Here is a 23,687-nt window from a genome sequence, read left to right on the forward strand (position 1 = left end):
TTATTCAGGGTTTGAACTGCGCGGAATCGACCCGTTCAGCTTCGTCACGATAGCGTTCGAACGTCGTTCCAAACCAGTTTAGAACGGCTTCGTCTCGACTCTCGACTCCACCGCGAGGAATCCCAGACTCGTCTGCGACGCCGACAAACACGACTTCACCGTCGAACTCACCAGTCAGGTGTAACACGTCCTCGTGGCTGTACACGGTTGCCCCCGCATCGAGCATCTCGCGCAGTAACTGTGACATCCGTGCATCACTCGCGATGACGTGCAGGACCTCGTCCGAGAACACCACCTCGAACGACTGTCCATCGGTGACGACAGCGTCGTGACTCGCGGCGAGTGCATCCGGTGCAATACCTGCACCCATCCCACGGACGGTCTGTGCTGAACGCATCAGCTTGGCAGAGTGCCTGAGCGGGGCTAGCGGGTCACCGTGTGTGGGTAGTGTCACTGTCGAATCCAGCAGTCGGCACAGGTCGACATCGAACTCGTCTGGGAACCATGGAACGATTGCTGCCAACCGTTGGCTCGTCTCGACTACGTCGATGAGCGACCCAAACTCTTCAGAGACAATTGAACCGATTTGAGTCGCGCGGTACGTGTGGCCATCTGCGCTCACCCAGCCATGTCGAGCGAAGTCATCGAGTATCCGTTGTGCAGTGACTCGTGAGATGCCGATGGTCGCTGCGAGTTCGTTTCGGTCAGCTGGGTTGTCAGCGAGATAATTCAATGCGTGGACTCGGTTTTCTGACCGAGTGAGAAAGCCAACTGCGTCGAGTGGAGAAGCAATTTCACTCATCCATGTGGTCCACGTTCTGACTCAATCTGACGTGACACAACACAGAGATTCTGCCAGGTATCACGCTACGAAATCTCCTTCTTCGAGTAACGCGGCCTCTGCACAACAGCGGTCAATCCTCGATTCGACCCACTCAAACACCTCTTGGTCGGCCGACTCGACGAGTCCGCGTGGGACGCCCATCTCGTCGTTCATCCCAATCACCACCATCTCGTCCATGGTGGCCATAAGATACGAATGGTCAGGATGTTCGTACACCTGACCACCGGACGTTACGATTTCACTAAACCAGCGTCGCATCGTTGCGTCACCATAGACCACATCCAGCGCGGTCGTGGTCGCAACGAACTCGACGTCTGCTCCGTCCTCGACGGCCGCGTTCCGAATTCCTTTGATGACGTCTGGTGCGATTCCTGACGCGGCGACCCGTAATCTCTCGAGCCCCCGACAAAGCTCGGCCGCACGGCGGACAGGTGCGACCGAGTCACTCCACGTTGGAACTGTGATTCGTGCGGTTGCGAGGTTTCGAACATCGATAGTGAAATCGGCGGGTAACCAAGGTTGCACTCTCGAGAGATGGTCCATCGATTCGGCTGTTTTCAGGAGGAGCCCGAACTCCTCACAGATGATTTCCCCGACTGGCGAGACCTGGTACGACGGACCGTTGCGATCCGCCCACCCCCGTGCGGAAAAATCGTCGAGAATGCGACCGACCGTGACAGATGAGACCCCGACATCGTCGACGATATCCGACCGTACCGCTGGACCACGTTCGACAAGCGATTGTAATACGGCAATGCGATTCGGTGACCCAGCAAGAAACGCGACCGTAGCGAAGGGGTCTACTGGAGCATCAGTAGTAGATACCATATCCCTCAATTGTAAGCTGTCTAACATCCTAACCGTTGCTAACTCCGTGGCTACGATGATGAATTCGGAACTGAGAGACGGGTTGGACACCATCACCAAACGAGCGTCGTCGACGCTCTTTCACTCAGTCTCCGGTAACGTAGTGGGTTGGATGATACGGACAGCGAAAACATGGAGTAGTCGAAAACTGCGCTTGTATCTGTCCCACTCTACGGTCAATCGTGGTCGCTACCTGTGTCTCTCCGTCGCGTCGTAGTGGACCGGTTCTCAGACGTTCTGCCCACTACCATCCTTCCAAGAGGTCACGATACGTCTCGTAACACCGCTCCAGTACGTCCAGCGAGACGCTCTCGTTCTTCGTGTGTGCCTCACCCGGTTCCGACGGCCCGTACACGACGCACGTCGTCCCTTCCTGTGCCAACCACCCGGCGTCGGTGGCGTGCGGTTTCGTCACCTGTCGTGGTGTGGCGTCGCCGCGAGTCTCGTGGACCGTTCTGGCCGCAGTGAGCACGCGTTCGGCGAAGTCGGCGTCGTCGCAGGCCATCGGCGGCAGGTCCTGTTCGACCACCCACTCGACACCCTTGATGGTCTCTGTCTGCGAGAGGTCGGCGTAGCCACCAGGAACGGTTCGCTCGTCGATGGTCACCGTACACTCGTCGGGGATGACGTTCCACGCGCTCCCGCCGTCGATTTCGGTGACGGCGATGCTCCCTGAGACGGTGTGTCCGAGCACCTCGGATTCGGGGAAGGTCATCTCGCGTATCACGTCGACGGCGTCGCAGGCGCGGTAGACAGCGTTTTCACCTTCTTCGGGGACGCTGGCGTGACAGGCGGTTCCGCTCACGACGAGGGTGCTCGCGCGACGGCCACGGTGGGCGACGACGACGTCCGTTCGGTCCGGTCCGGAGTAGTTCGTCGACCCTTCGGCGACGACGGCGTAGTCGAGCGAGAGGCCATCGTCGAGTGCGGCGCGGACCCCGTTTCCACCGAGTTCCTCACCGACGAACGAGGCGAAGACGACTTCGCGGTCAGATTGTGTGGCGGCGTCACCAGACATAGTCTGGTTGCCTGTCGAACGTTGTTCGACAGCGTCCCGGAAGGCGAGCATCGACGCCGCGACGGCACCTTTCATGTCCGCTGCGCCTCGGCCGAAGAGTCTCTCTCCGTCGGATTCGACCACGTAGTCACCGTCGTCTGTGAGTTGGCGTGCTGCCGGGGGGACCACGTCGTGGTGGCCGACGAGCGCCAGTGACTCACCGACGCCGGGATTCATCCGTGCGAGGACGTTTCCGGCGTCGTCTCTCGTCACCTCCGCGTCCGTCTCGTCTCGAAGCCACGTCTCGATGAAGTCGCCGGCGGCACGTTCGTCCTCGTGACTGGGAATCTCGACGAGGTCCGTCGTCAGCGAGGTGAGTTCGTCCATGGGGCCCCGTCGCACTGCCACCTCAAAAGTACCTCTCGTCTCGCCCGCGAGAACTTTCCCCTCTCATCTTTGAGAACGAGCGTACTTTCGACGGCGAGAACGACCAGCGTTTCTCTCCGAGAACGCATCACGCTTGGCCGATAGCGTCGTTCTCAGCGAACGGGAACACACTCCCAGACTTATACTCGAATCTGAAAACGGTGGACTATGCGCATCTTCTCGGCGTACGAACGATTACTCTGGGGAAGCATGGACGTACTCGGAGTGTCGGACTCCGTCGAACGGAAAATCGTCGCAGCAGTCGGTATCCAGTTCGTCGTGTCCGTGGTCCAGGCCATCCTTCCGTGGGTCGTGACTGGCACCACTCGAATCGCGCTCACTGCCGTCCTCTTCGTAGGGGCAGTTTTCGCGTTCGGCAACACCATCCTCATCGCTCGCAAAGACATCGCAAACCCAATCAAGGCTATCTCTGGGTCCGCGTCGGAAGTCGCGGACGGTGACCTCTCGACGGCACCGCCGGTCATCGAGGGGACGGACGAAGTCGCCGAACTCTCGTCGGATTTCGGGTCGATGCACCAGCATCTCTGTATCGTCGCCTCACAGGCGTCCGCACTGGCCGACCAGGACTTCGACCACCCGTCGCTCGACGAGGAGATGCCGGGCGAGTTCGGTGACGCACTCGACAGGATGCAGCGTGACCTCGCAGATTACACGCGCAACCTCCAACACCTGGTCGAAGCGTTCGCGGAAGCGACGTCCCGTGCACAGGCAGGTGACCTCACGGCGACTATCGACGCCGACGACTGGGGCGTCGACGACGAGCGTTACGAAGCAGTCGCCGAGACGTACAACGAACTCGTCTACACGCTGTCGGAGACGATTGGCGAAGTGCAGTCGTTCGCCGAAGAAGTCTCCCAGATGAGCGCCGCCGCGCAGAACCACGTCGAGCGAGCGAACGCCGCCAGCGAGGAGGTTGCCTCTGCAGTCGCCGAGATATCGAACGGCGCAGGGACGCAGACCGAACACCTCCAGACGGTTTCGGACGAACTCAGCACGCTCTCTGCGACGGTCGAAGAGATTGCGGCGTCGGCCGACGAAGTCGCACACACGGCGGAGACGGCGGCCGAACGCGGTGCAGCGGGGCGAGATGCCGCCACCGAGGCGATGGAGGAGTTAGACGTCGTGGAAGCACGCATCGACCACACGGCCGAAGCAGTCGAAGAACTCGCAGACGGCATCGAGGAGATAGACGAAATCGCCGCCTTCATCGACCACGTGGGGTCACAGACCGACTTACTCGCTATCAACGCCTCCATCGAGGCAGCACACGCTGGGGAGGCGGGCGAAGGGTTCGGCGTCGTCGCACAGGAGGTCAAGTCGCTGGCCGAGGAGACGCGCGACTCTGCGGACGAGGTGTCTGCGCTCATCGCGGACATCACCGACCATTCGGAAGAGACGCTCGCCGACGTGCGGGAGATGAACCAACAGGTGTCCGACAGTCTGGAGACGGTCAGCGCCGCCATCGCAGAGTTCGAGTCTATCGTCGATATGGTCTCGGACATCGACGCCAGCGTGGCCGAAGTGAGCAACGCGACGGACCAGCAGGCATCGTCAGCGCAGGACATCGCAATCCGCGTCGACGACGTGGCGAACATCTCCGAGGAGACGACGGGGCAGTCTGAGATGGTCGTCGAGACGGCGGCCCGACAGTCGGACTCCATCGAAGACCTGTCCGAACAGGCGGCGGTGCTCTCGTCGCGTGCGTCGAACCTCGACGAACTCGTCGAATCGTTCGACGTTCTCGATGGTGACGGGACTCGGTCCGCACTGGCCGACGACTGAGGGCACGTCCGGTCTCGATTCACCCGTCTGGTCGCCCCACACACGCCGACGCCATCTATATCCTTATCCGTCCCCCGCTCGAAATTTCGCGCATGAAGATAGTGCCGGACACGAGCGCGGTCATCGACGGTCGCGTGTCCGAGCGAGTCGACGACGGAACCTACGACGGTGCCGACGTACTCGTCCCCGAAGCAGTCGTCAGCGAACTCGAATCGCAGGCCAACGATGGCCGCGATACGGGGTGGGAGGGTCTCTCTGAACTCCAGCGCCTCGCCGAGTTCGCAGACGACGACGTCATCGAACTGAAGTACGTCGGTCGTCGGCCGAGTTCCCACGAGACCAGCGGTGCTCACGAAGGAGACATCGACGCGCTCATCCGCGATATTGCGACCGAGCGCTCGGCGACACTCCTCACGAGCGACGTGGTACAAGCCGAAGTCGCCAAGGCGAAGGGCCTGTCTGTCGACTACGTCGAACCCCTCGTCCGCGGGTCTGGCGGCCTCATCATCGAGCGGTTCTTCGACGACCAGACGATGTCCGTCCACCTCAAGACGGACACCAAACCGAAGGCCAAACGCGGCGCAATCGGCGAGATGCACTACCAGACCATCGCCGACGAAGTAACCGACGAGGCGACGATGAAAGAGTGGGCCGACGACATCGTCAACTCCGCTCGCGCCGCCTCTGACGGGTTCATCGAACTCTCGGAACCGGGGATGGATATCGTCCAGTTCCGCGACTACCGTATCGCCGTCGCTCGCCCACCGTTCGCAGACGGCATCGAAATCACGGCGGTTCGCCCCATCGTCAAGACCGAACTCGACGACTACGAGTTCGCCGACGAACTCCGTGAGCGTCTCGCAGAACGCCAGCGCGGCGTCCTCATCGCCGGGTCGCCCGGTGCCGGGAAGTCCACGTTCGCACAGGCTGTCGCGGAGTTCCTCAACAAGAGCGACTACGCGGTCAAGACGATGGAGAAACCGCGTGACCTGCAGGTCGGCCCCGACATCACGCAGTATACGGCACTCGGTGGCGACATGGCCAAGACGGCCGACTCGCTCCTCCTCGTCCGTCCCGACTACACCATCTACGACGAAGTGCGGAAGACCGAGGACTTCTCGGTGTTCTCCGACATGCGCCTCGCCGGCGTCGGGATGGTCGGTGTCGTCCACGCGACGCGGGCCATCGACGCCCTCCAGCGTCTCGTCGGCCGTGTCGAACTCGGCATGATTCCGCAGGTAGTCGACACCGTCGTCTACATCGAAGACGGCGCAGTCCATACGGTCTACGACGTGAGTACCGAGGTGAAGGTCCCCGAGGGACTCTTCGCAGAGGACCTCGCCCGCCCGGTCATCCAGATTCGGGACTTCGAGACGGGCACGCCGAAATACGAGATTTACACCTTCAACCGACAGGTCGTCACGGTTCCGCTCGGCAAGGAGAGCGACAAGAAAGAAAGCGGTGTCTCCCGACTCGCCAAGCAGGAAATCGAGCGCGAGATTCGCTCTATCGCTCGCGGTCACGTCGAAGTCGACCTGAAGGGACAGAACCGTGCGGTGGTCTACGTCGAAGACGACGACATCTCCTACGTCATCGGGAAAGGTGGCGGCCGAATCTCTGACGTCGAAGACCGCCTCGGCATCGATATCGACGTTCGGACCCACGACGAGAAACCCAACCAGAACGCGGCGAGCGGGCAGTCGGCCGACAGCACGCCGGCAGGCGGGCAGTCGAACGAGGGTTCCGTCGTCACGCCCGAGGTCACCTCCCGACACGTCGTCATCCGGATGGACGGCCACGTCGGTGAGACGGTCGAAGTCCGCGCGAATGACGAGTATCTGTTCACGGCGACAGTCGGTCGTGGTGGCGATATTCAGGTCTCACGCGGCAGCGCCATCGCCGAGGAACTGGAGAACGCAATCGACAAAAAGCAACAGATTACGGTCGTCCCGGCCTGAGAGCTAGGCGACCGGACCGTCGTCGGTTGGCATGTTTCTGCACGTCGCAACGAGATTCGACGAGACAGGTTGCGAAGCGCTGAGCAGTCGTCTCTATTCGGCGCAGCAGGCCTTTTCCTTGCCGCCGTCTGTCGCCTGCGCCTGCTGTGGCGCGAGGTCGGTCAACTGATAGAGATTCTGGCGAGCGTCAGCAAAGTAGACGTCCTCGTCGACGATTCCGATACCCTCCAGTCGTTCGAGCGCGTATCGAACTGTCCGTGCCGAGAGCATCGACTCTTGCACGATACCTTTCTGGGTGAGTGGGCCGTTGTATTCGAGCACTTTGAAAACGAGCTTCGCACTCGGTGGGAGGTCGTCTAGACTCTCCTCTTCTGTTCCAGCCATCGTTACGAATCGAGACGCGCGACCAGCATAAACCTTGTTGGCTTGGATTAGCCGACAACGCTTTATCGACGGACGCGCGGGAGGAACGAACGCCTTTTGATGCCGGCTATCGCAGGGGAACACATGGCCACGGAAACGCAGACCGAACTCTCCGGCCACCTTCGCGGAGTGACGGTCACAACACTCGCCTGTCTCGCCGGCATCGCTGCAGCGGTGCTCTCCGGTGTGCTGGTCGGGACGACCGTCGAGGCCGCGACCAATCAGTTGGCCGTGGGTGTCCTCGGCGCGTTCGTTCTCGTCCAGTTCCCGGTGCTCCGCGCCATCGGCATCACCATCTCCGGGGCGAAAGATTACCTCTACGTCGGGTTCATGACGTTCGCGCTCTGGTTCATCTCGTTCGCCATCCTGCTGACCTCGGGTGTTCAGCTCTAATCATGGCGGACGATAGTATCGCAGTCGTCGACTTAGACCGGTGTTCTCCGGACCGCTGTAGCTACGAGTGCTCGAACTTCTGTCCGCCCAACCGGACGGGCAAAGAGTGCATCACGCTCCGCGGCGAGGAGGCAGAACAGGGAGGACCTGACCAGATTCGCATCTCCGAGGAGATATGCCTCGGAGAGACCTGCGGTATCTGTGTCGAGAAGTGCCCGTTCGACGCGATCGAGATCATCAATCTCCCGTCTGAACTCGACGAAGAACCGACCCACCGCTACGGCGAGAACGCCTTCTCGCTGTACGGACTGCCGGTCCCCGAATCGGGGTCCGTCACGGGTATTCTCGGGCCGAACGGTATCGGGAAGACCACCGCCGTCCGCGCACTGGCCGGCGAGATGGTTCCGAACCTCGGCAACTACGGCGAAGAGGCGACGTGGGAAGCGGTCCTCGACCGATTCCGCGGCACCGAACTGCAAAACTACGTCGAGGAGGTTCGTGACGGCGACGTCACTATTGCACGTAAACCGCAGTACGTCGACCAGATTCCCAAACAGTTCGACGGGAAAGCACGCGAACTTCTCGAAGCGACCGACGAACGAGGCGCGCTCGACTCCTACATCGAACGTCTCGAAATCGGACCCGTCGTCGACAACGACATCGACACGCTCTCGGGCGGTGAACTCCAGCGCGTCGCCCTCGCGGCGACGCTCGCCCGTGACCGGGACTTCTACTTCCTCGACGAGATTTCGCCGTACCTCGACATCGGCCAGCGCGTCACCGCGGCGCGTCTCATCCGCGAACTCGCGGAAGACGAAGACCGGGCAGTGCTCGTCGTCGAACACGACCTGGCGATTCTCGACCTGTTGGCCGACACGCTCCACGTCGCGTACGGTGAACCCGGTGCGTTCGGTGTCATCACCGACCCCAAGTCGGTCAGAAACGGCATCAACGAGTATCTGAAAGGCTACCTCACGAACGAGAACATGCGCATCCGCCCGGAGGCGATTACCTTCGAGGAACACGCGCCTCGTGAGACGTCGAAGGCGGAACCCCTCATCGAGTACCCCGAACTCCGGAAATCCTACGGCGAGGGCGAGTTCTCCCTCGACGTGGATGCCGGCACTATCTACAACGGTGAAGTGCTCGGTATCGTCGGCCCCAACGGTATCGGGAAGTCGACGCTCGCAGAGCTATTCACGGGTGACCTCACGCCCGACGCCGGCGAACTCGACTTCGCGCTCGACATCTCGTACAAGCCGCAGTACATCGAAATCGACCAACCGATGCGCGTGGACGCGTTCCTCTCGTCGATTACCGACCAGTTCGGGTCGTCGTACTGGAACACCGAGATTGCGAATCCGCTGCAACTCAACCGCATCATGGAGCGCAACCTCACCGACCTCTCCGGGGGTGAGCGCCAGCGTGTCGCCATCGCGGCGTGTCTCTCGCAGGACGCCGAACTCTACCTGCTGGACGAACCGTCGGCCCACCTCGACGTCGAACAGCGCGTGCAGGCCACCTCGGCCATCCGCCGCTACGCCGAGAACCACGACGCGACGGTCATGGTCATCGACCACGACATCTACATGATGGACCTGCTCGCAGACCGTCTGATGGTCTTCGACGGCGAACCGTCTATCGAAGGTCACGCCTCGAAACCCCAGGAGATGCGCGACGGCATGAACGACTTCCTCGCCGACCTCAACATCACGTTCCGCCGCGACGAGCGCACTCAGCGCCCGCGCATCAACAAACCCGACTCGCAACTCGACCGGGAGCAGAAGCGCTCCGGCGAGTACTACTACGCGAAGTAGTTGGGTCTCGCGTTTCCGTTCTCGTCCGACGCTCGACGCTCGGTAGCGGCGCAGTCGCTCGGTTACACCCGTGATACTACGACCGTTTTCACGCTCACGCACGAACTGAGAACCATGACTGACACTACTCCCACCGAGACACCTGCCCTCTCGGATGCAACACACCTCGGGCGAGTCACACTCCGCGTCGGGTCGCTCGACAGCGTCGTCCCGTTCTACCGGGACGTCGTCGGACTCGACGTCGAACGCGAGGGCAGTCGAGCAGTCTGTTCCGCTGGTGGCGACCCACTCGTCGTCCTCGAAGAAGACCCGGACGCACCGCGACGAACACGCGACCAATCGGGCCTGTTTCACCTCGCGATTCGCGTCCCAGACAGGGGCGCACTCGGCGACGCACTCGTCCGTATCAGAGACCACACCTCGCTCTCCGGCGCGTCGGACCACCTCGTGAGCGAGGCGCTCTACCTCCGCGACCCGGAGGGGAACGGCGTCGAAATCTACCGTGACCGCCCGCGCGACGAGTGGCCGCGAAAACAGGATGGTCGCGTCGCGATGGACACGCTCCATCTGGACCTCGAACCACTCGTCGAAGACGCTCGCGGCGACGACGGCGCACCCGTCGGAACCGACCTGGGACACGTCCACCTCGAAGTCTCAGACCTCGCCCGGTCGCTGGACTTCTACACCGACGCACTCGGCATGAACCTCCGCGACGACGGCTATCCCGGTGCCGCCTTCGTCGCCGCCGGCGAGTATCACCACCACGTCGGCCTGAACCGATGGAACGAACGCACCGCGCCGGTCGGCGGGAGTCGCGGTGTCGACTGGTTCGAAGTCGTCGTTCCCGACGCCGACACGCTCGATGCAGTCTGGGACTCGCTGGAACAGGCCGGCCACGCTGTCGAGGCGTCGAACGAGACGCTCACCGTCTCCGACCCCGACGGTATCGGTGTGCGCGTGACCGTCGCTCGATAGACGGACTCGAACGCGCTCGTCACGGCCGAGACCAGTCGGAACGGCCGGACGAACCGTTTTGTCACTGGTCGACCAAGTGTCGGGTATGGTACCAGACGAGAGCGATGCGTCGGGTGGGCTCTCCCTCCGGAGTCCGGCGTTCGACGACGGAACCGAAATCCCGCGGCAGTACGGTTACACGAACCAGAACACGAGTCCGCCGCTCGAAATCGAGAACGTCCCGGCGAACGCCGAGTCGTTGGCGCTCGTGATGGACGACCCTGACGCGTTGGAACCGGCGGGGAAGGTGTGGGACCACTGGGTCGTCTGGAACGTCGACCCGGCGACGGCCCACATCGAAGAAGGTGACGTCCCCGCGGGTGCCGACGAGGGGACGAACAGTTACGGCCAGCGAGGCTACGGTGGGCCGAACCCGCCGGACGGCGAACACACCTACCGGTTCGTTCTGTACGCACTCGACACGGAACTGGACCTCGAACCGGGCGCGACGAAGTCACACCTCGAACGGTTCGTCGAAGGCCACGTGCTCGACGAGGCGCGACTGACCGGGACGTACGCGCCCTGACGACCCATCGGCACGCACACACTGACGACGGACCCTACCCTTCACACTCGACGACGGCACCGCCGTCCGTCTCTCGCACCTCGATATCGTAGCCGAAGGCACGAATCACGTCGAGATTCGTCCGGACGTGTTCGGTCACCGCAGGAATCCGGAGGCGACCACCGGCGACGGCAATCCAGACGAGCAGTTGGTCGGCCATGTGTCGGTCGACGGGCGCGTCACTGCGATACCAGTCGGCGAACGCGTCGACTGCCTGTGCGCCGACGTCCTCCGCGGGCACTCCCCGTTCGCCGTAGGCGTCGAATCCGGCGACGACGTCGCCACAGTGGGCCGCGAGGACGACGGCCGTCCCCGGTGAGGCACTCTCGGCGTACGTGACGGACGCGCGAATCGGCGTCTCGACACCTGCTCCGGTGAGGGCGTCGCGGACGCCCTCGACCTGTCTGTCCGCTACCGATGCGTCGGCGAGGCTCTCGCTCGCGACAGAGTAGACGTCGACACTGTCGAGCGATGGCCGGTCGAGAAGGTCGATTGGCGTCGGGTCTGCGGGGGCGAGTCGAACGCCGAGTCTGCCACCGCCTGCGGGATAGAAGCCACGTCGAAGCACTTCTACGTCGAACGAGACGCCGAACGTCGCACACAGCGGTCGTTTCACGTATCGAAGGTAGTCGGCGGGTGGCGACCATCGGACGTCTGTCCCGCCGGAGACGGTGAGCGTCAGTGGGTCGTCGAGTGCGACGGCGACGGGGAGAAGTGTCTCGCTGACGAGCGTGGCGCTTCCGGCGGTACCGACCGACACGCTCACCGGGTCGCTCGACAGTGCTCCGGGGTCGAACTGGAGCGTCGACGCGCCTTCGTCTCCACCGTCGACGTCGGCGTTCGCCACCGACGCAGCGACCGAGACACAGGCGACGTGTTGCGCTTTCAACCCCGGTATCGAGCGGTTTCCACGGATGTTCGCCATCTCGAATGACTCGCCGGTGACGAGTGACAACGAGAGCGCGGTTCGGAGGAGTTGACCGCCGCCGGCACTCCCGTCGAGTCGGTGCATTCAGCGGACGACGGTGACCGGGCAAGACGCCCGCTCGACGAGTGCTTTGGCGACGCTTCCGGCGAGGCCCTCGTACTGTTTCGAGATACCGCGGTGGCCGACGAAGATGCCGTCGGCGTCGGTGTCGGCGGCGTACGAGGTGAGTGCATCGACCGGATTGCCGTAGAGGAGTTCGGTGGTCGATTCGACGCCAGCATCGGTGGCGTGTGCCAGTGCCTCTTCGAGGACCTGTTCACCACGCGCCTCGGCGTCTTCGAGACTCTCGGCGACGATATGGTCGCCCATGGTCGGAACACCTGCAATCGGTTCTTGGCCGCCTTCGACGACGACGTGCGGTTCCACTGAGTAGACAATCGTGACCGTCGCCCCCAGTGGTTCGACCATCGAGAGGGCGTATTCGAGCGCTCGGTCGGCAGACTCAGACCCATCGACTGCGACGATGAAGTTCATGGCTGTATACACGTGTCGTGACGAGAAAAAAGGAGGAGACTGCTACCGTGCCGGGAGAATCAGTGAATCAGGCGACTGCACGTCCCACAGAGGTTCTCTTCTTTGACGTCGACTTCCCGCACCGTCGGGGAAAAGGACATCACGCACTTGTTGTTGTCACAGTGTTCGAGGCCGAGTGTGTGGCCAATCTCGTGGACGACTTCCTTTCGCACGCGGTCCGAGAGCACTTCGTCGGTGGGTTTGTTCGTGATGCCACCGTCTGAAGAGGTCTGCAGGCGGTACGTCGAGATGACAGACCCGTTGCCGTTGAGATACGCGAGTCCGAAGACGTAGTTCCGACGGCGGTAGTAGAGGTCCTGCGACGTGATGCCGATGTTCTTCTCACCGCGACCCACGCGACTCGTCAGCTCGATGAACTGCTCTGCCCGGTATTGGTTTCGGCTTCTATCGAACGCGCCCTCGGGGATGGCCTGATTCGACTGTACGGTCACGTCACAGTCGTAGACCGACCGGAGCCCCGCGGAGGCCTCTCGTTTGACCGCAGCAGAAATATCCCCGATAGGCACGATATCGACAAGCATGCGAGGGATTAAGCGATGGCGCTTCATAAATATCCCGACGTGAGAGATTCCTTGCGCGACGCCCTCGTAACTCGGTTGCAAGCGTACGAACGAGTGGTCGAAGTGGGAATTGGCCAGGCGTCTGACGTTGCCGGAGAACTCGCCAGACGCGGAGTCGACGTCGTGGCCGTCGACGTCTACGACGTTTCGGTGCCCGAGGGCGTTCGCTTCGTCCGCGACGACGTGGTCGCCCGCGCAGACGCCCCGACACTCGGCCCTTACGAGGGTGCCGACGCCATCTACGCGTTGAACCTCCCCGTCGAGCTTCACCGCCCGACTGCACGCGTCGCCCGCCGTGCCAGTGCGGACTTTCTCTTTACCACGCTCGGGTACGACGAACCGTCGATACCGGTCCGCCGTGAGTCGATTCCGGGTGATACGGTCTACGTCGCCGACGACGGTCCGGGGACCCGAACCTGAGTGTGATGGCACCCCCGACGACAAGAGTAAGGCACTTGCCTCCCCGTCACGCGGTTCCGGTATGCACGCGGACGCTGTCGTCTTCGACATCGACGGGGTACTCGTAGACGTCGCCGACTCCTATCGGCGCGCCATCGTCGAGTCGGTCGACCGAACCTACGGCGAGACCATCTCCCGCGACGACGTCCAGCAGTTCAAGGACGCCGGCGGGTTCAACAACGACTGGGAACTGACCTACGCGGCGGCGCTCTACGTCCTCACCGCTCGCGAAGCAGACGTCTCTCTCGACGCCTTCACCGACGACATCGAAGCGCGCGGTGGCGGCCTCGACGCGGCCGAAGCAGTTGTCGAATCACTCCTCGACGACCCCGCCACGGTCTTCGACGAGTGGGACCCCGACGGCCTCCGAGCGACGTTTCAGGCGCTCTACCTCGGCGGTGACCTCTACCGTGACCTCGAAGGTGGCGACCCGCCGTTCGACGCACCGGGCTACATCCACGACGAACCGGTCTTGCTCCGTCCCGAGACGCTCGACGCGCTCGGTGACCGAGACATCGGCGTCGTGACGGGACGACCATCCGCCGAGGCAGACATCGCACTCGAACGCGTCGCCCTCGAAGTCGACGACGACCACCGCTTTACGATGGACGACTGGGACGACGGGAAGCCCCACCCCTACGCCCTGATGACAGTCGCCGAGCGACTGGACGCGCAGTCTATCGTCTTCGTCGGCGACACGCTCGACGACGTGAAGACGGCGTTGAACGCCGACGCCGCCGACCCAGACCGGGTCTACTACGGTGTGGGCGTCCTCTCGGGTGGCCTGACCGGCGACGACGGGCGACAGAAGTTCGCCGAAATCGGCGCTGCCGCCGTCGTCGAAGACGTCAACGAGGTTCCGGAACTACTCGACTGATGGGTGAACACAGATGAGACAGACACTGGGAGGCCGTTGATATGAGACAGACACACGGGGGACACTGATGGGCCACTTCCGCGCGTTCGTCGTCACGCTCCTCGCACTCGACGCGGTAATCTTCGTCGTCGGGTCGGTCTTCTCCCCGCCGGACCCGTTCACACAAATCCTCCTCGTCGGGCCTGCGCTGTTGGTCGCCCCGGCAGTCGCGTGGTGGTTGGTCTACCGCGATGGGTTCGAGCGGGTACAGGCGCTGTTCGAACCCGACGACGAGTGAGAGAGGCCCCGACTGGCCGCCGCGTCACGCCGCCGCAAGCTGTCGGCACGGAGACAGCAGGCAGAACCCACCGGTCGCGTAACCCTTTACGTCACCGGAGTTCGCACATGGTGGTATGCGAATCGCACTCCTCGGTGGGACGGGCGACATCGGCGAGGGACTCGCCCTCCGCTGGGCCTACCACACCGACCACGAGGTCATCGTCGGGTCGCGCGACCCGGAGAAGGCACGCGCGAAAGCAGACGAGTACGAGACCGAACTCTCCAGTCGCGGCCGTGACGTGAAGGTAAACGGCTTTACGAACGAGATGGCGGCCGACCGAGCCTCTGTCGTCGTCCTCGCCGTCCCGCCGTACCACGTCTCCGACACCATCGACGCCGTCTCTGACTCGCTCGAAGACGGCGACATCCTCGTCACACCCGCGACCGGTATCAAACGCGACGACGACGGGTTCCACTATCACCCGCCGAGCGCCGGAAGTGTGACGGCACTCGTCGCCGACGCCGCACCGGACGGCATCCCGGTGGTCGGCGCGTTCCACAACCTCGCGGCTGGACGCCTCGCCGACCTCGACGCCGAACTCGGCATCGACACGCTCCTCGTCGCGGACGACCCCGACGCCAAAGAGACCGTTCGCCTCCTCGCGGACGGCATCGACGGCCTCCGCCCACTCGACGGCGGCGGACTCGCGAACGCGGGCGAAATCGAGGCGCTCACGCCGCTTCTCATCAACGTCGCGACGAACAACGAGGGACTGAACGACCTGGGCGTTCGGTTCCAGTAAGCGACGCCGCCTCGCTCAGAATCGGTTTTTCAACTCTTCGCGCAGGTCGTCGAGCGACGCGTCGTGCATCGCCAGCACGACGAGCAGGTGATAGACGAGGTCCGCGCTCTCGTAGAGCAGTTCCTCTCGGTCGTCGTCTTTCGCGGCGAGGATGGTCTCAGTCACCTCTTCGCCCAGTTTCTCCAGCGCGTAGTTCTCGCCTTTCTCGTGGGTGAACAGCGTCGTCGTATAGGAATCGTCGGGCAACTCGGCTTTCCGCGACTCGATAGTCGCGAAGAGTTCGTCGAGCACCTCGTCTGTCGGCGTGTCCGCGTCCATGGTCGCACGACGAACGGCGGCGGAAAAAGACTCTCTGATTCCGGCGAGGCGAATCGACCCGCAAGACCCGGTGGCGACCCCCGTCTCTACGCTTCGACTTCGGCTTCCAGTTCGTCGAAGAACGCCAGGTCGTGAAGTCGGTCGTCGGGAGTCAGTTCGGGGTGGAACGAGGTGCCGACGACAGGGCCGTCGCGGACGGCGACGGGGTTGCCGTCCCACGTGGCGAGCACTTCGACGCCGTCACCGACCTCGTCGATGAGTGGGGCGCGGATGAACACCGCCGGGAACGACGAATCGAGGCCAGTGACGTCGAGCGGTGCTTCGAAGCTGTCTACCTGTCGCCCGAAGGCGTTGCGGTCGACGGTCACGTCGATGAGGCCGAGCGTCTCGACACGGTCGTCTTTGGCGTCGGTGGAGGCGACGATGAGGCCAGCACAGGTCGCGAGAACCGGTTTTCCGGCCTCGACGTGGGCTTTGATTTCCTCGTCGATGCCTTCGCGTTCGAGGAGGCGCGAGATAGTCGTCGACTCCCCGCCCGGCATGAGAAGCACGTCGCAGTCGGGAACGAGGCCGGCAGTTCGGATTTCGACGATTTCGGCGTCGACGCCGTGAGAGGCGGCCGCTCGCTCGATTGCGTCGGCGTGCTCGGTCACGTCGCCCTGAACGGCGACGACACCGGCGCGTAACGTATCCATAGACGAGTCTCGGGAATGCGAAGACAAAAATCGACCGTTCGTTCTGTGCGCCGCGTCAGATGGCGAGTGCGTTCAGCACCAGGATGCCGATGCCGAAGAGAGTACCCATCGCCACGATGGTCTTGGGGTCGACTCGAATCGCGTTGCGGTCTTCCGCGTCGAAGTAGCGGACGAGACCGGCACTCGACATCAGACCGCCGCTGTTCTGGCCCTTGCTCATGTCCTTTCGTCTGTGCGTCCACCGCCTAAACGTTTCGGCTCGGGGTCGTCGGTGCGCTCCGACAGTGTATGAGTAATCCTTATGCGCGGGGGAGCGCAAGATTCGTCGGGATACGATGACTGTTCGACTCTTGGACTTTTACGCGGACTGGTGCGGCCCTTGTAAGACGCAGGACCCGATTCTCGACGACCTCGAAGGTGACTTCGAGAACGTCGAGTTCGAGAAAGTAGACGTCGACGAAGAGCAAGACGTCGCGAATCAGTATCAGGTCCGCTCGCTGCCCACGCTCATCATCGAGAACGACGACGGAATCGTCGACCGATTCGTGGGTGTGACCCAGCGTGAAGATATCGAGTCCGCACTGAAACAGGCCGGCGCCTAAGCGCGCACACTGCGTTCTTCGCGAACCCGTATCGACCGAGAGCGGCGGCGATGTGTCTCGCAAGCGTTATACGAGCGGCGACGGGACTCGTAAGCATGGCTAGTGACGCTGCGACGAAACGGACGCTCGAGAAGCAGATTTGCATGCGCTGCAACGCGCGGAACCCGAAGAAAGCAACATCGTGCCGCAAGTGCGGATACAAGCACCTTCGACCGAAGTCGAAGGAACGTCGCGCTGCGTAACTCTCGGGCTTTCTACCGTTCTCGCCGATACAGTACGACGAGCACCGCCACCAGCCCTATCTGGACGATTTTGTCGACGATACCGGCGACACCGAAGATATCCGGCCAGTTCAGTACCACGTAGAGGACGATTTGTCCGGCCGTGAAGGGAATCCCGAGGAGAATCGCCCATCGCCGGGCCTGTTCGCTCCCGCGGAGCACGGCGACGATACCGCCTGCGAATCCCGCTGCGGCCCCGATAAACGAGAGCGCGAGGGGGTCGGCCGGGTTCGCCGAGAGCGCGGCGGCACCGAGGACGAGGTGGACGAGGCCGGTTATCGCCGCGAGCACGATGCCGAGATAGTGGAGGCGCGTCAGTTCGGGGCGGGGCGTTTGGGTGGCCATCTCACTCCTCCGGGTACTTTGGTTCGCGCCGCTCGGCGCGTTCGAGCGCACGCTCCACAACGTCGCGGACGCTGTCACCGCCAACCTCGGATTCGAACACGTCACCGTGGCCGGCGTACATCGAATCGACCGTCTCCGGAACTCTGTCGAGTAACGTCTGGAGACTCGTGATGAGTCGTTCCCGGGACTGCCCCGGCATGTCGGTGCGCCCGAAACTCCCGTCGTCGAACGCGCCGTCGTTGTACACCACGACGTCACCCGAGAACAGGGACCGACCGCTCACGAGCGAGACGTGGTCGTCGGCGTGCCCCGGCGTGTAGACGACTTCGAACGACTCGTCTCCCATCTGTACCGTGTCGCCATCTTCCAGTTCGTGCGTTCGAAGCGGGTGGTCGGCGTAGGCGTAGACGTCCGGGTCGAATCGGTCGACGACGGCGTCCAACTCCCCGACGTGGTCGGAGTGCTGGTGCGTGACGACGACGGCGTCGAGGCTGTCTGTGTGGTCGGCGACGACGTCTTCGACGCCGGTCATCGTCCCGGCGTCGACGAGGACGGTTCGTTCGCCGAGGACGAGATAGGCGTTGCAGGTGAACACGTCGGCGTCGGCGGTGACCGTGATGACTTCCATACCCACGCCTACGCTCTCCGACAGGAAAAAGTCGGTTGACTGGTGATACCGGGATTTCGACAGAAACACCCCAGTTGGGTTTCGAGCGACAAACCATTTTTCACGCTCGGTCGTGTAGAGTGAACTGTATGGGATTCGGGAGCTACGACGAGTCCGAGCAGGGTGACCAGAACGTCGACTTCGACGAAGAAGACGGCGTAGAGACGAGCAAAGAGAAACACGAGGGCGAAGTGGACTTCGAAATCGGTGCATCGAACGACGAGCTGCTGGACCGCCTCCAAGAGATTAAAGAGGAGTGAAGTCCGGCACTCGCGCCCTCGGGGTCGCAGAGTCGTACCCCGGGCGTGTGCGCGTGCCCGCAGACGATTCGAAGGACGCATCTTTTTCGACCGACCCGGCGTCGACCAGTGACGACGCGCCCGACTCACCACCGGAGAGTATCCTCTGTGGTGCCGTCGTCCGCGCGGACCGTGTCGTCGACGGCCTCGAATTTTCCACGTGTACCGTCGGCGGCGAGGACGCGACTGACGCTATCGCCTCGCTGTACGACTCGCTCGGACGCGAAGACGTTCGCTACGTGCTCGTCGCCGGCATCGCACCAGCGTGGTTCAACCTCGTCGACATCGGCCGACTCGCCACCGAACTCGACCGACCGGTACTCTCCGTCTCGTTCGAGGAGAGCGACGGACTGGCGTCTGCGCTCTCCGAACAGTTCTCCGGGGGGGCACTCGCGCGTCGTCTCGATATCTACCGCAACGCACCTCCGCGCCGAGAACTCGACGTAAACGGCGAACAGCTATTCGTCCGTGCCGCAGGTTGCGACGACGACGAAGCGACCCGGGTCGTCCGCGCGTTCACGCCGACCGGTGGTCGTCCCGAACCGCTTCGCGTGGCCCGGATGGCCGCCCGCGCGGCGCGACGGTTCGGGGGGAATTAAGCCGTCTGCCTCCTCGAAGCGGATATGGAACATATGGAGGGCCTCTGCGTGACCGACTGCGAGAAGTGCCCCGAACTCGTGGCGTCACGGAGTCGCATCGTCAACGGGGTCGGCCCCGAGGACGCCGACCTGCTCTTCCTCGGCGAGGCACCCGGCGCGAAAGAAGACGAAGGCGGCGAACCGTTCGTCGGTCGCTCCGGGTCCGTCCTCGACGACGCACTCCGTGAGGCTGGTCTCGCCCGCGCCGACGTCCGCATCACCAACTGCGTCCGGTGTCGCCCGCCGGACAACCGCGACCCGAAGGCCGACGAACTGTCGAACTGCAAGGGCTACCTCGCCCACGAGTTCGAACTCGTCGACCCCGAACTCGTCGTCACGCTCGGCAAGGTGCCGTCACAGCATCTCCTCGACCGGAGCGTCGCCATCACGAACGAGTCGGGTTCGGTCGTCGACGCCCGCGTCGGTGACGACTCGTATCGCGTGCTCCTCTCGGTCCACCCCGCGGCGACGCTCTACGACCGAGGCCAACGAGAGGGGTTCTTCGAGACCATCGCGCGGGCCGCAGACATCTCAGGCCTCGCTGACTCCTCGAACGGCCAGTCCAGTCTCGGCGACTTCTGAAGCGACGGCGACCCGCCAACTGCTGAAGCGACGGCGACGCACCCGCGGACTCACGCCGACGCGTCGTGGGCGTCGGGTCGCTCGGTGGCCGTCTCGTGGTGTGTCTTCGCTCGCTTCCGCGCTCGGGCGTGTTCTCGAAGGTGTGCACCCACGTCGAGAACCGTCTTGACGACGACCATGACGACGAGCGCCGCCAACGGTGCACCGGAGGCCCCCACGAGGAACGCGCCGAGGACGATAGTGAGGTGTAAGACGACGACGCGGCGGTACGGTTCAGACATCTGCGTGCCGGGCGAGACTGACCGGTACTCCTCGCGCCCGACGAAGTTGACGACGAACGACCCGCCGTGACTGAGGAGTGTCACACCCGCCGCGAGTGCGACGGTGACGAGCGGAACACCGCCGACGCCGCCGACTGCGAACGCGTCGAACGTCCAGACGAACACGCCGTGGACGGCCCAGAAGACGCCGTAGTGGACGAGAAAGAACCCCGCGATTGGAACGTTCGAGGGATAGAGGTGAAACCCCTCGCGTGGGTTTTCGGGAGGTGAGAGGTCCACCTGTCGGCCGTTTATCGTGGCGGTGATGGACGGCCCACCGTCGCCGCGTCCCACTGCGGTCAGAATCTTCGGGACGTTCAACAGGCCGACCACGCCGCTTTCGAGCCAATAGGCGACCAGCAGTGCCTTGAGGCTCCATCCGAACCAGACGACGCCGACGAGCGGGGCGACGTTCGCGGCCACCAACGCGACGAGTGCGAGTGGCGACGAGACGGAACGCGGTGACCACGACATACCTTCGGCAACGTCAGCGAGCAACAAAAACAGTGTCGCGAATCGAGGACGACAGCGCCCGACGAGGGGACGTCAGTCCCAGAGCGAACGGGCCATCCGCTGTGGGAACTCGACGACGAGTTCGAGGAAACTCAGTCCCTCGTCTTCGCCGCGGATGTACGAGCGGACGCGTTGACTCACGAACTCGACGGAGACGACGAGGAGGAAGATGACGAGAATCGTCGCCATCATGTTCGTGTACTTGAACAGACTCCGCTGTGTCTGCAGGATGTAACCGATACCGCCACCGCCGATGAGACCCATCGTGACGGCGATTCGGGTGTTGATTTCGAGGATGTACATCGTCCACGCGATGAAGGGGGTGAACACCTGCGAGAGCATCCCGAAGACGACGGTCTGTCGACGGTTCGCACCGGTCGATTCGATTGCTTCGATGGGTCCGTCCTCGACTTCTTCGAGTGCGTCGGTAAACAGGCGTCCGAGGTTCCCCATCGTGTCGGTGCCGATAGCGAGCGTCGCGGTAAACGGCGAGACGCCACCGAGTGGGATGTAGATGAGTGCCCAGACGAGCGCCGGGATGGCGCGAATGACGCTCATCGTTCCGCGGAAGATGAAGTTGAACGGATACGGAGTCACGCGCTCGGACCCGAGGACACCGAGGAGTAGTGCGCCGGGGATGCCGAGGACGGTTCCGGCAAAGCCCATCGCCAGCGTGACGACGGCGGCACCGAAGAGGTTGCGCTCTTGGATGAACTGCCAGTAGGACCCGAAGTCCACGAACGGGATGACGCCGAAGAGTGGCGCGCGCGGGAAGAACTCGCCGAGGGCGTTCTGGAACTCCGGCCAGTAGTAGAGGATTTCGGCGAGCGAGAACCCGACTTCGTCCAGCGCCTGGAAGAACAGGAAGCCGAAGACGAGCGAGAGGATGAACGCCATCCCCCACTTGATACGCTTCGTAATCGTGAGGTCACGGAGTGCGCCGTCGAGTCTTCCCGTCGCGGTTCCGCCGTCGGGTCGCGGATTCGGTGTCTCCGCCGGGGCCGAAGCGTCGTCTCGGTCGCTCATGCGTGGGCCTCCGTCCCTTCGCGGATGTCCTGCGTCTGGACGTCGCCGTAGATACGGTCGATGATATCGACGGTCAGGTCCTCTCGATGGCCGTCGAAGACGAGTTCGCCATCGCGAAGCGCGAGGAATCGTTCACCGAACTCGCGGGCGAGGTTGACCTGGTGGAGGCTTGCGAGCGTCGAGAGGTCACGCTCCTTGGCGGCGCTTCGGATGTAGCCCATCACCGTCTCCGCGCTCGCCGGGTCGAGACTGGCGACGGGTTCGTCGGCGAGGAGGAGATTCGGTTGCTGGACGAGTGCGCGCGCGATACCGACACGCTGTTGCTGGCCACCGCTCATGCTTCGTGTCCGCTGGTTCGCTTTGTCGAGCAGACCGACCGTCTCCAGCGCGTTGAGCGCCTCCAGTTTGTCCGGCCGGGAGTGCCACCCGACGAGACTCCGGAAAAAGGAGGTGCGGTTGAGCGCCCCCGTGAGCGCGTTCCCGTAGGCGCTGAGTTGTCCGAGGACGTAGTGTTGCTGGAAAATCATCGCCACGTCGTCGCGTGGCCCTTTGACCGGTTCGTCGTTGATTCGAATCTCACCAGACGTGGGTTTGGTGATGCCGTTGAGGCAACGCAAAAGCGTGGACTTCCCTGCACCGGATTGACCGAGCAAGACGGCGAACTCGCCGTCTTCGATGGTGAAAGAGACGTCGTCCAACGCTCGAACGTCGCCGAACGTTTTCGTGAGGTTACGTACTTCGATGGTACTCATGGTGTGTCGTCGGTGTTCCCGCGTTCACCCGTCGTGGGTGTGGTACCGCCAAAATGATACTGCAATGGAGTGTCTGTGTGGTGTTACTGCCCGAGCGAGATGCCCAGTTCGTCGATGACGTTCTTTATCGGTTCGTAGTCGTCGACTGTTCCGGGTTCGACGCCGGTGAACCAGAGTTGCTGGTCTTCACCGAGGTCCTCGTTGATGAGGTCGTCCTGTGTGACGCTCGTGAGCGCGTCGGTGAGTGACGACTTCATCTCCGACTCGAGTTCGGAGCGTACGATTATCGGCGCACGTGGGATGGGGTCGGACGCCGCGAGCAGATTGAGTTGCGGGTCGGCAGTTCCCAGGTCGCCGTCGTTCTCGGCGGAGATGTCGAGGAACCGCTGTGGGAACTGGTCTTTCGGGACGTGCGGTGCGACGGAGAACGCGCCGGTACCGGCCGCCATCACTTCGTCGCGGTTGACGAGCGTCTCGCGGGCCGTCGAGTGGTCGGACCACTGGCCGGTGAAATCTACCGGGTCGCCGTCGGGGGCGTTGCCCGTGTCGAGACCCGCTTGCTTGAGCATGTACAGCGGGAACAGCGACCCACTCGTCGAGAGACGGTCTGCGAAGGCGACTGTCTCTCCTTCGAGGTCAGCGAGTTCTTCGATGCCGCTGTCGGGGGTCGTCGTCATGAGCGAGAAGTATTTCGCCGCACCGTAGGCGACGCGGATACCCATGACCTCCGTCACGCCTTCGTTGCCTCCTTGAATCGCAATCGTCGGCGACGAGTCGGCCAGGTCGGCCTGTCCAGACTTGAACGCCTGATAGACTGCCGCGTAGTCGGCGGCGACTTCGGACTCGACTGTGACTTCTGCCTCGGATTCGAGGTACGCGAACAGCGGTTGGTACTGCTGTTTGATGTCGACGTCCGATTCCGACGGTGTCAGAAGGAACGTCACCGTGTCCGACCCGCCTCCGATGCTACCGATACACCCGCTCAACCCTGCCATACCGAGTGCTCCGACAGCACCAGTTTTCTTGAGGAAGTTCCGTCGTGAGGACATGTACTTCAGAATGA

31 protein-coding genes are annotated in these 23,687 nt (G+C 63.0%); 15 read left to right on the forward strand and 16 right to left on the reverse strand.

The genetic code is table 11. From position 1 onward, the window contains the following. Window positions 1–4: 4 nt before the first annotated feature. The 3 genes from ACK3R5_RS01345 to ACK3R5_RS01355 all read right to left on the reverse strand — a co-directional run bounded on the left by ACK3R5_RS01345 (window position 5) and on the right by ACK3R5_RS01355 (window position 3,095). Window positions 5–802 carry a helix-turn-helix transcriptional regulator gene (locus tag ACK3R5_RS01345; RefSeq protein WP_411967810.1) on the reverse strand — a complete coding sequence of 266 codons (798 nt, stop codon included), beginning with the start codon at window positions 800–802 and terminating at the stop codon, window positions 5–7. A 60-nt stretch (window positions 803–862) separates the two neighbouring features. Further along, entirely contained in the window at window positions 863–1,672 is an 810-nt protein-coding gene (locus ACK3R5_RS01350; protein ID WP_411965282.1) for a helix-turn-helix transcriptional regulator, read from the reverse strand. Between the two features lie 283 nt (window positions 1,673–1,955). Next, window positions 1,956–3,095 (reverse strand): M20 family metallopeptidase, encoded by a 1,140-nt coding sequence (locus ACK3R5_RS01355; protein ID WP_411967811.1) that lies wholly within the window; start codon window positions 3,093–3,095, stop codon window positions 1,956–1,958. Between the two features lie 207 nt (window positions 3,096–3,302). On the opposite strand from ACK3R5_RS01355, the gene ACK3R5_RS01360 reads away from it, so the two are divergent. Further along, complete coding sequence (locus ACK3R5_RS01360; RefSeq protein ID WP_411967812.1) at window positions 3,303–4,937, forward strand: methyl-accepting chemotaxis protein; 1,635 nt, start codon at window positions 3,303–3,305, stop codon at window positions 4,935–4,937. Window positions 4,938–5,029: 92 nt separating this feature from the next. Further along, entirely contained in the window at window positions 5,030–6,895 is a 1,866-nt protein-coding gene (locus tag ACK3R5_RS01365; protein ID WP_411967813.1) for a PINc/VapC family ATPase, read from the forward strand. A gap of 93 nt (window positions 6,896–6,988) precedes the next feature. On the opposite strand, the gene ACK3R5_RS01370 is transcribed toward ACK3R5_RS01365, so the two are convergent. Further along, window positions 6,989–7,279 (reverse strand): ArsR family transcriptional regulator, encoded by a 291-nt coding sequence (locus tag ACK3R5_RS01370; protein ID WP_411965287.1) that lies wholly within the window; start codon window positions 7,277–7,279, stop codon window positions 6,989–6,991. A gap of 123 nt (window positions 7,280–7,402) precedes the next feature. Here ACK3R5_RS01370 and ACK3R5_RS01375 point away from each other — a divergent pair, with 123 nt between their 5' ends. From ACK3R5_RS01375 to ACK3R5_RS01390, 4 genes are all read left to right on the forward strand, one after another. Further along, window positions 7,403–7,711 (forward strand): hypothetical protein, encoded by a 309-nt coding sequence (locus tag ACK3R5_RS01375; protein WP_411965288.1) that lies wholly within the window; start codon window positions 7,403–7,405, stop codon window positions 7,709–7,711. Window positions 7,712–7,713: 2 nt separating this feature from the next. Then, window positions 7,714–9,528 carry a ribosome biogenesis/translation initiation ATPase RLI gene (locus tag ACK3R5_RS01380; RefSeq protein WP_411967814.1) on the forward strand — a complete coding sequence of 605 codons (1,815 nt, stop codon included), beginning with the start codon at window positions 7,714–7,716 and terminating at the stop codon, window positions 9,526–9,528. A gap of 114 nt (window positions 9,529–9,642) precedes the next feature. After that, window positions 9,643–10,503, forward strand: coding sequence for a VOC family protein (locus tag ACK3R5_RS01385; RefSeq protein WP_411965290.1), 861 nt, complete (start codon window positions 9,643–9,645; stop codon window positions 10,501–10,503). An 85-nt stretch (window positions 10,504–10,588) separates the two neighbouring features. Beyond that, on the forward strand, window positions 10,589–11,068 hold the full coding sequence (locus ACK3R5_RS01390; RefSeq protein WP_411967815.1) for a YbhB/YbcL family Raf kinase inhibitor-like protein: 480 nt from the start codon (window positions 10,589–10,591) through the stop codon (window positions 11,066–11,068). Between the two features lie 34 nt (window positions 11,069–11,102). On the opposite strand, the gene rtcA is transcribed toward ACK3R5_RS01390, so the two are convergent. From rtcA to ACK3R5_RS01405, 3 genes are read right to left on the reverse strand one after another with little or no spacing between them, the layout of a single operon-like run. Next, window positions 11,103–12,119, reverse strand: a complete 1,017-nt coding sequence (rtcA, locus tag ACK3R5_RS01395) for an RNA 3'-terminal phosphate cyclase (RefSeq protein WP_411967816.1) — start codon at window positions 12,117–12,119, stop codon at window positions 11,103–11,105. Beyond that, window positions 12,120–12,569, reverse strand: coding sequence for a universal stress protein (locus ACK3R5_RS01400; RefSeq protein WP_411967817.1), 450 nt, complete (start codon window positions 12,567–12,569; stop codon window positions 12,120–12,122). It abuts the gene before it with no gap. Between the two features lie 59 nt (window positions 12,570–12,628). After that, window positions 12,629–13,150, reverse strand: coding sequence for an archaemetzincin family Zn-dependent metalloprotease (locus ACK3R5_RS01405; protein ID WP_411965294.1), 522 nt, complete (start codon window positions 13,148–13,150; stop codon window positions 12,629–12,631). A 39-nt stretch (window positions 13,151–13,189) separates the two neighbouring features. Between ACK3R5_RS01405 and ACK3R5_RS01410 the strand changes: the two genes are divergently transcribed. The 4 genes from ACK3R5_RS01410 to npdG all read left to right on the forward strand — a co-directional run bounded on the left by ACK3R5_RS01410 (window position 13,190) and on the right by npdG (window position 15,586). Beyond that, entirely contained in the window at window positions 13,190–13,609 is a 420-nt protein-coding gene (locus ACK3R5_RS01410; protein WP_411968675.1) for a UPF0146 family protein, read from the forward strand. 61 nt (window positions 13,610–13,670) lie between these two features. Continuing rightward, window positions 13,671–14,525: a TIGR01548 family HAD-type hydrolase gene (locus ACK3R5_RS01415; RefSeq protein ID WP_411965295.1), complete on the forward strand. Its 855-nt coding sequence runs from the start codon at window positions 13,671–13,673 to the stop codon at window positions 14,523–14,525. A gap of 67 nt (window positions 14,526–14,592) precedes the next feature. Then, window positions 14,593–14,802 carry a hypothetical protein gene (locus tag ACK3R5_RS01420; protein ID WP_411965296.1) on the forward strand — a complete coding sequence of 70 codons (210 nt, stop codon included), beginning with the start codon at window positions 14,593–14,595 and terminating at the stop codon, window positions 14,800–14,802. Between the two features lie 115 nt (window positions 14,803–14,917). Then, window positions 14,918–15,586: an NADPH-dependent F420 reductase gene (npdG, locus tag ACK3R5_RS01425; RefSeq protein WP_411967818.1), complete on the forward strand. Its 669-nt coding sequence runs from the start codon at window positions 14,918–14,920 to the stop codon at window positions 15,584–15,586. Between the two features lie 15 nt (window positions 15,587–15,601). Here npdG and hisE read toward each other — a convergent pair whose 3' ends face one another. The 3 genes from hisE to ACK3R5_RS01440 all read right to left on the reverse strand — a co-directional run bounded on the left by hisE (window position 15,602) and on the right by ACK3R5_RS01440 (window position 16,819). Further along, window positions 15,602–15,904 (reverse strand): phosphoribosyl-ATP diphosphatase, encoded by a 303-nt coding sequence (gene hisE, locus ACK3R5_RS01430; protein ID WP_411965298.1) that lies wholly within the window; start codon window positions 15,902–15,904, stop codon window positions 15,602–15,604. Between the two features lie 86 nt (window positions 15,905–15,990). After that, a complete protein-coding gene (gene pdxT / locus ACK3R5_RS01435) occupies window positions 15,991–16,599 on the reverse strand; it encodes a pyridoxal 5'-phosphate synthase glutaminase subunit PdxT (protein ID WP_411965299.1) in 609 nt (202 codons plus the stop codon). Window positions 16,600–16,654: 55 nt separating this feature from the next. Continuing rightward, window positions 16,655–16,819 (reverse strand): preprotein translocase subunit Sec61beta, encoded by a 165-nt coding sequence (locus ACK3R5_RS01440; protein ID WP_411965300.1) that lies wholly within the window; start codon window positions 16,817–16,819, stop codon window positions 16,655–16,657. A 100-nt stretch (window positions 16,820–16,919) separates the two neighbouring features. Between ACK3R5_RS01440 and ACK3R5_RS01445 the strand changes: the two genes are divergently transcribed. Next, entirely contained in the window at window positions 16,920–17,201 is a 282-nt protein-coding gene (locus ACK3R5_RS01445) for a thioredoxin family protein (RefSeq protein WP_411965770.1), read from the forward strand. 95 nt (window positions 17,202–17,296) lie between these two features. Continuing rightward, window positions 17,297–17,443 (forward strand): 50S ribosomal protein L40e, encoded by a 147-nt coding sequence (locus ACK3R5_RS01450; protein ID WP_411965301.1) that lies wholly within the window; start codon window positions 17,297–17,299, stop codon window positions 17,441–17,443. 12 nt (window positions 17,444–17,455) lie between these two features. Here ACK3R5_RS01450 and ACK3R5_RS01455 read toward each other — a convergent pair whose 3' ends face one another. Continuing rightward, complete coding sequence (locus tag ACK3R5_RS01455) at window positions 17,456–17,827, reverse strand: hypothetical protein (protein ID WP_411967819.1); 372 nt, start codon at window positions 17,825–17,827, stop codon at window positions 17,456–17,458. Between the two features lies 1 nt (window position 17,828). Continuing rightward, entirely contained in the window at window positions 17,829–18,455 is a 627-nt protein-coding gene (locus ACK3R5_RS01460; protein WP_411967820.1) for an MBL fold metallo-hydrolase, read from the reverse strand. 128 nt (window positions 18,456–18,583) lie between these two features. On the opposite strand from ACK3R5_RS01460, the gene ACK3R5_RS01465 reads away from it, so the two are divergent. The 3 genes from ACK3R5_RS01465 to ACK3R5_RS01475 are packed head-to-tail and all read left to right on the forward strand — an operon-like array spanning window position 18,584 to window position 20,013. After that, window positions 18,584–18,754: a DUF5786 family protein gene (locus tag ACK3R5_RS01465; protein ID WP_411965304.1), complete on the forward strand. Its 171-nt coding sequence runs from the start codon at window positions 18,584–18,586 to the stop codon at window positions 18,752–18,754. Beyond that, window positions 18,751–19,392, forward strand: a complete 642-nt coding sequence (locus ACK3R5_RS01470; protein WP_411967821.1) for a DUF99 family protein — start codon at window positions 18,751–18,753, stop codon at window positions 19,390–19,392. The genes ACK3R5_RS01465 and ACK3R5_RS01470 overlap by 4 nt, the downstream gene beginning before the upstream one ends. Window positions 19,393–19,416: 24 nt before the next feature. Continuing rightward, window positions 19,417–20,013 carry a uracil-DNA glycosylase gene (locus tag ACK3R5_RS01475; RefSeq protein ID WP_411967823.1) on the forward strand — a complete coding sequence of 199 codons (597 nt, stop codon included), beginning with the start codon at window positions 19,417–19,419 and terminating at the stop codon, window positions 20,011–20,013. Window positions 20,014–20,063: 50 nt separating this feature from the next. Here ACK3R5_RS01475 and ACK3R5_RS01480 read toward each other — a convergent pair whose 3' ends face one another. From ACK3R5_RS01480 to ACK3R5_RS01495, 4 genes are all read right to left on the reverse strand, one after another. Then, complete coding sequence (locus ACK3R5_RS01480) at window positions 20,064–20,807, reverse strand: DUF6498-containing protein (RefSeq protein ID WP_411967824.1); 744 nt, start codon at window positions 20,805–20,807, stop codon at window positions 20,064–20,066. Window positions 20,808–20,879: 72 nt separating this feature from the next. Continuing rightward, window positions 20,880–21,872, reverse strand: a complete 993-nt coding sequence (phnE, locus tag ACK3R5_RS01485) for a phosphonate ABC transporter, permease protein PhnE (RefSeq protein WP_411965308.1) — start codon at window positions 21,870–21,872, stop codon at window positions 20,880–20,882. Next, window positions 21,869–22,624: a phosphonate ABC transporter ATP-binding protein gene (locus ACK3R5_RS01490; protein ID WP_411965309.1), complete on the reverse strand. Its 756-nt coding sequence runs from the start codon at window positions 22,622–22,624 to the stop codon at window positions 21,869–21,871. The genes phnE and ACK3R5_RS01490 overlap by 4 nt, the downstream gene beginning before the upstream one ends. A gap of 83 nt (window positions 22,625–22,707) precedes the next feature. Beyond that, complete coding sequence (locus ACK3R5_RS01495; RefSeq protein ID WP_411967825.1) at window positions 22,708–23,673, reverse strand: phosphate/phosphite/phosphonate ABC transporter substrate-binding protein; 966 nt, start codon at window positions 23,671–23,673, stop codon at window positions 22,708–22,710. Window positions 23,674–23,687 lie beyond the last annotated feature (14 nt).

Source organism: Haloferax sp. YSSS75 (genome assembly GCF_046764215.1).
Lineage (GTDB): Archaea > Halobacteriota > Halobacteria > Halobacteriales > Haloferacaceae > Haloferax.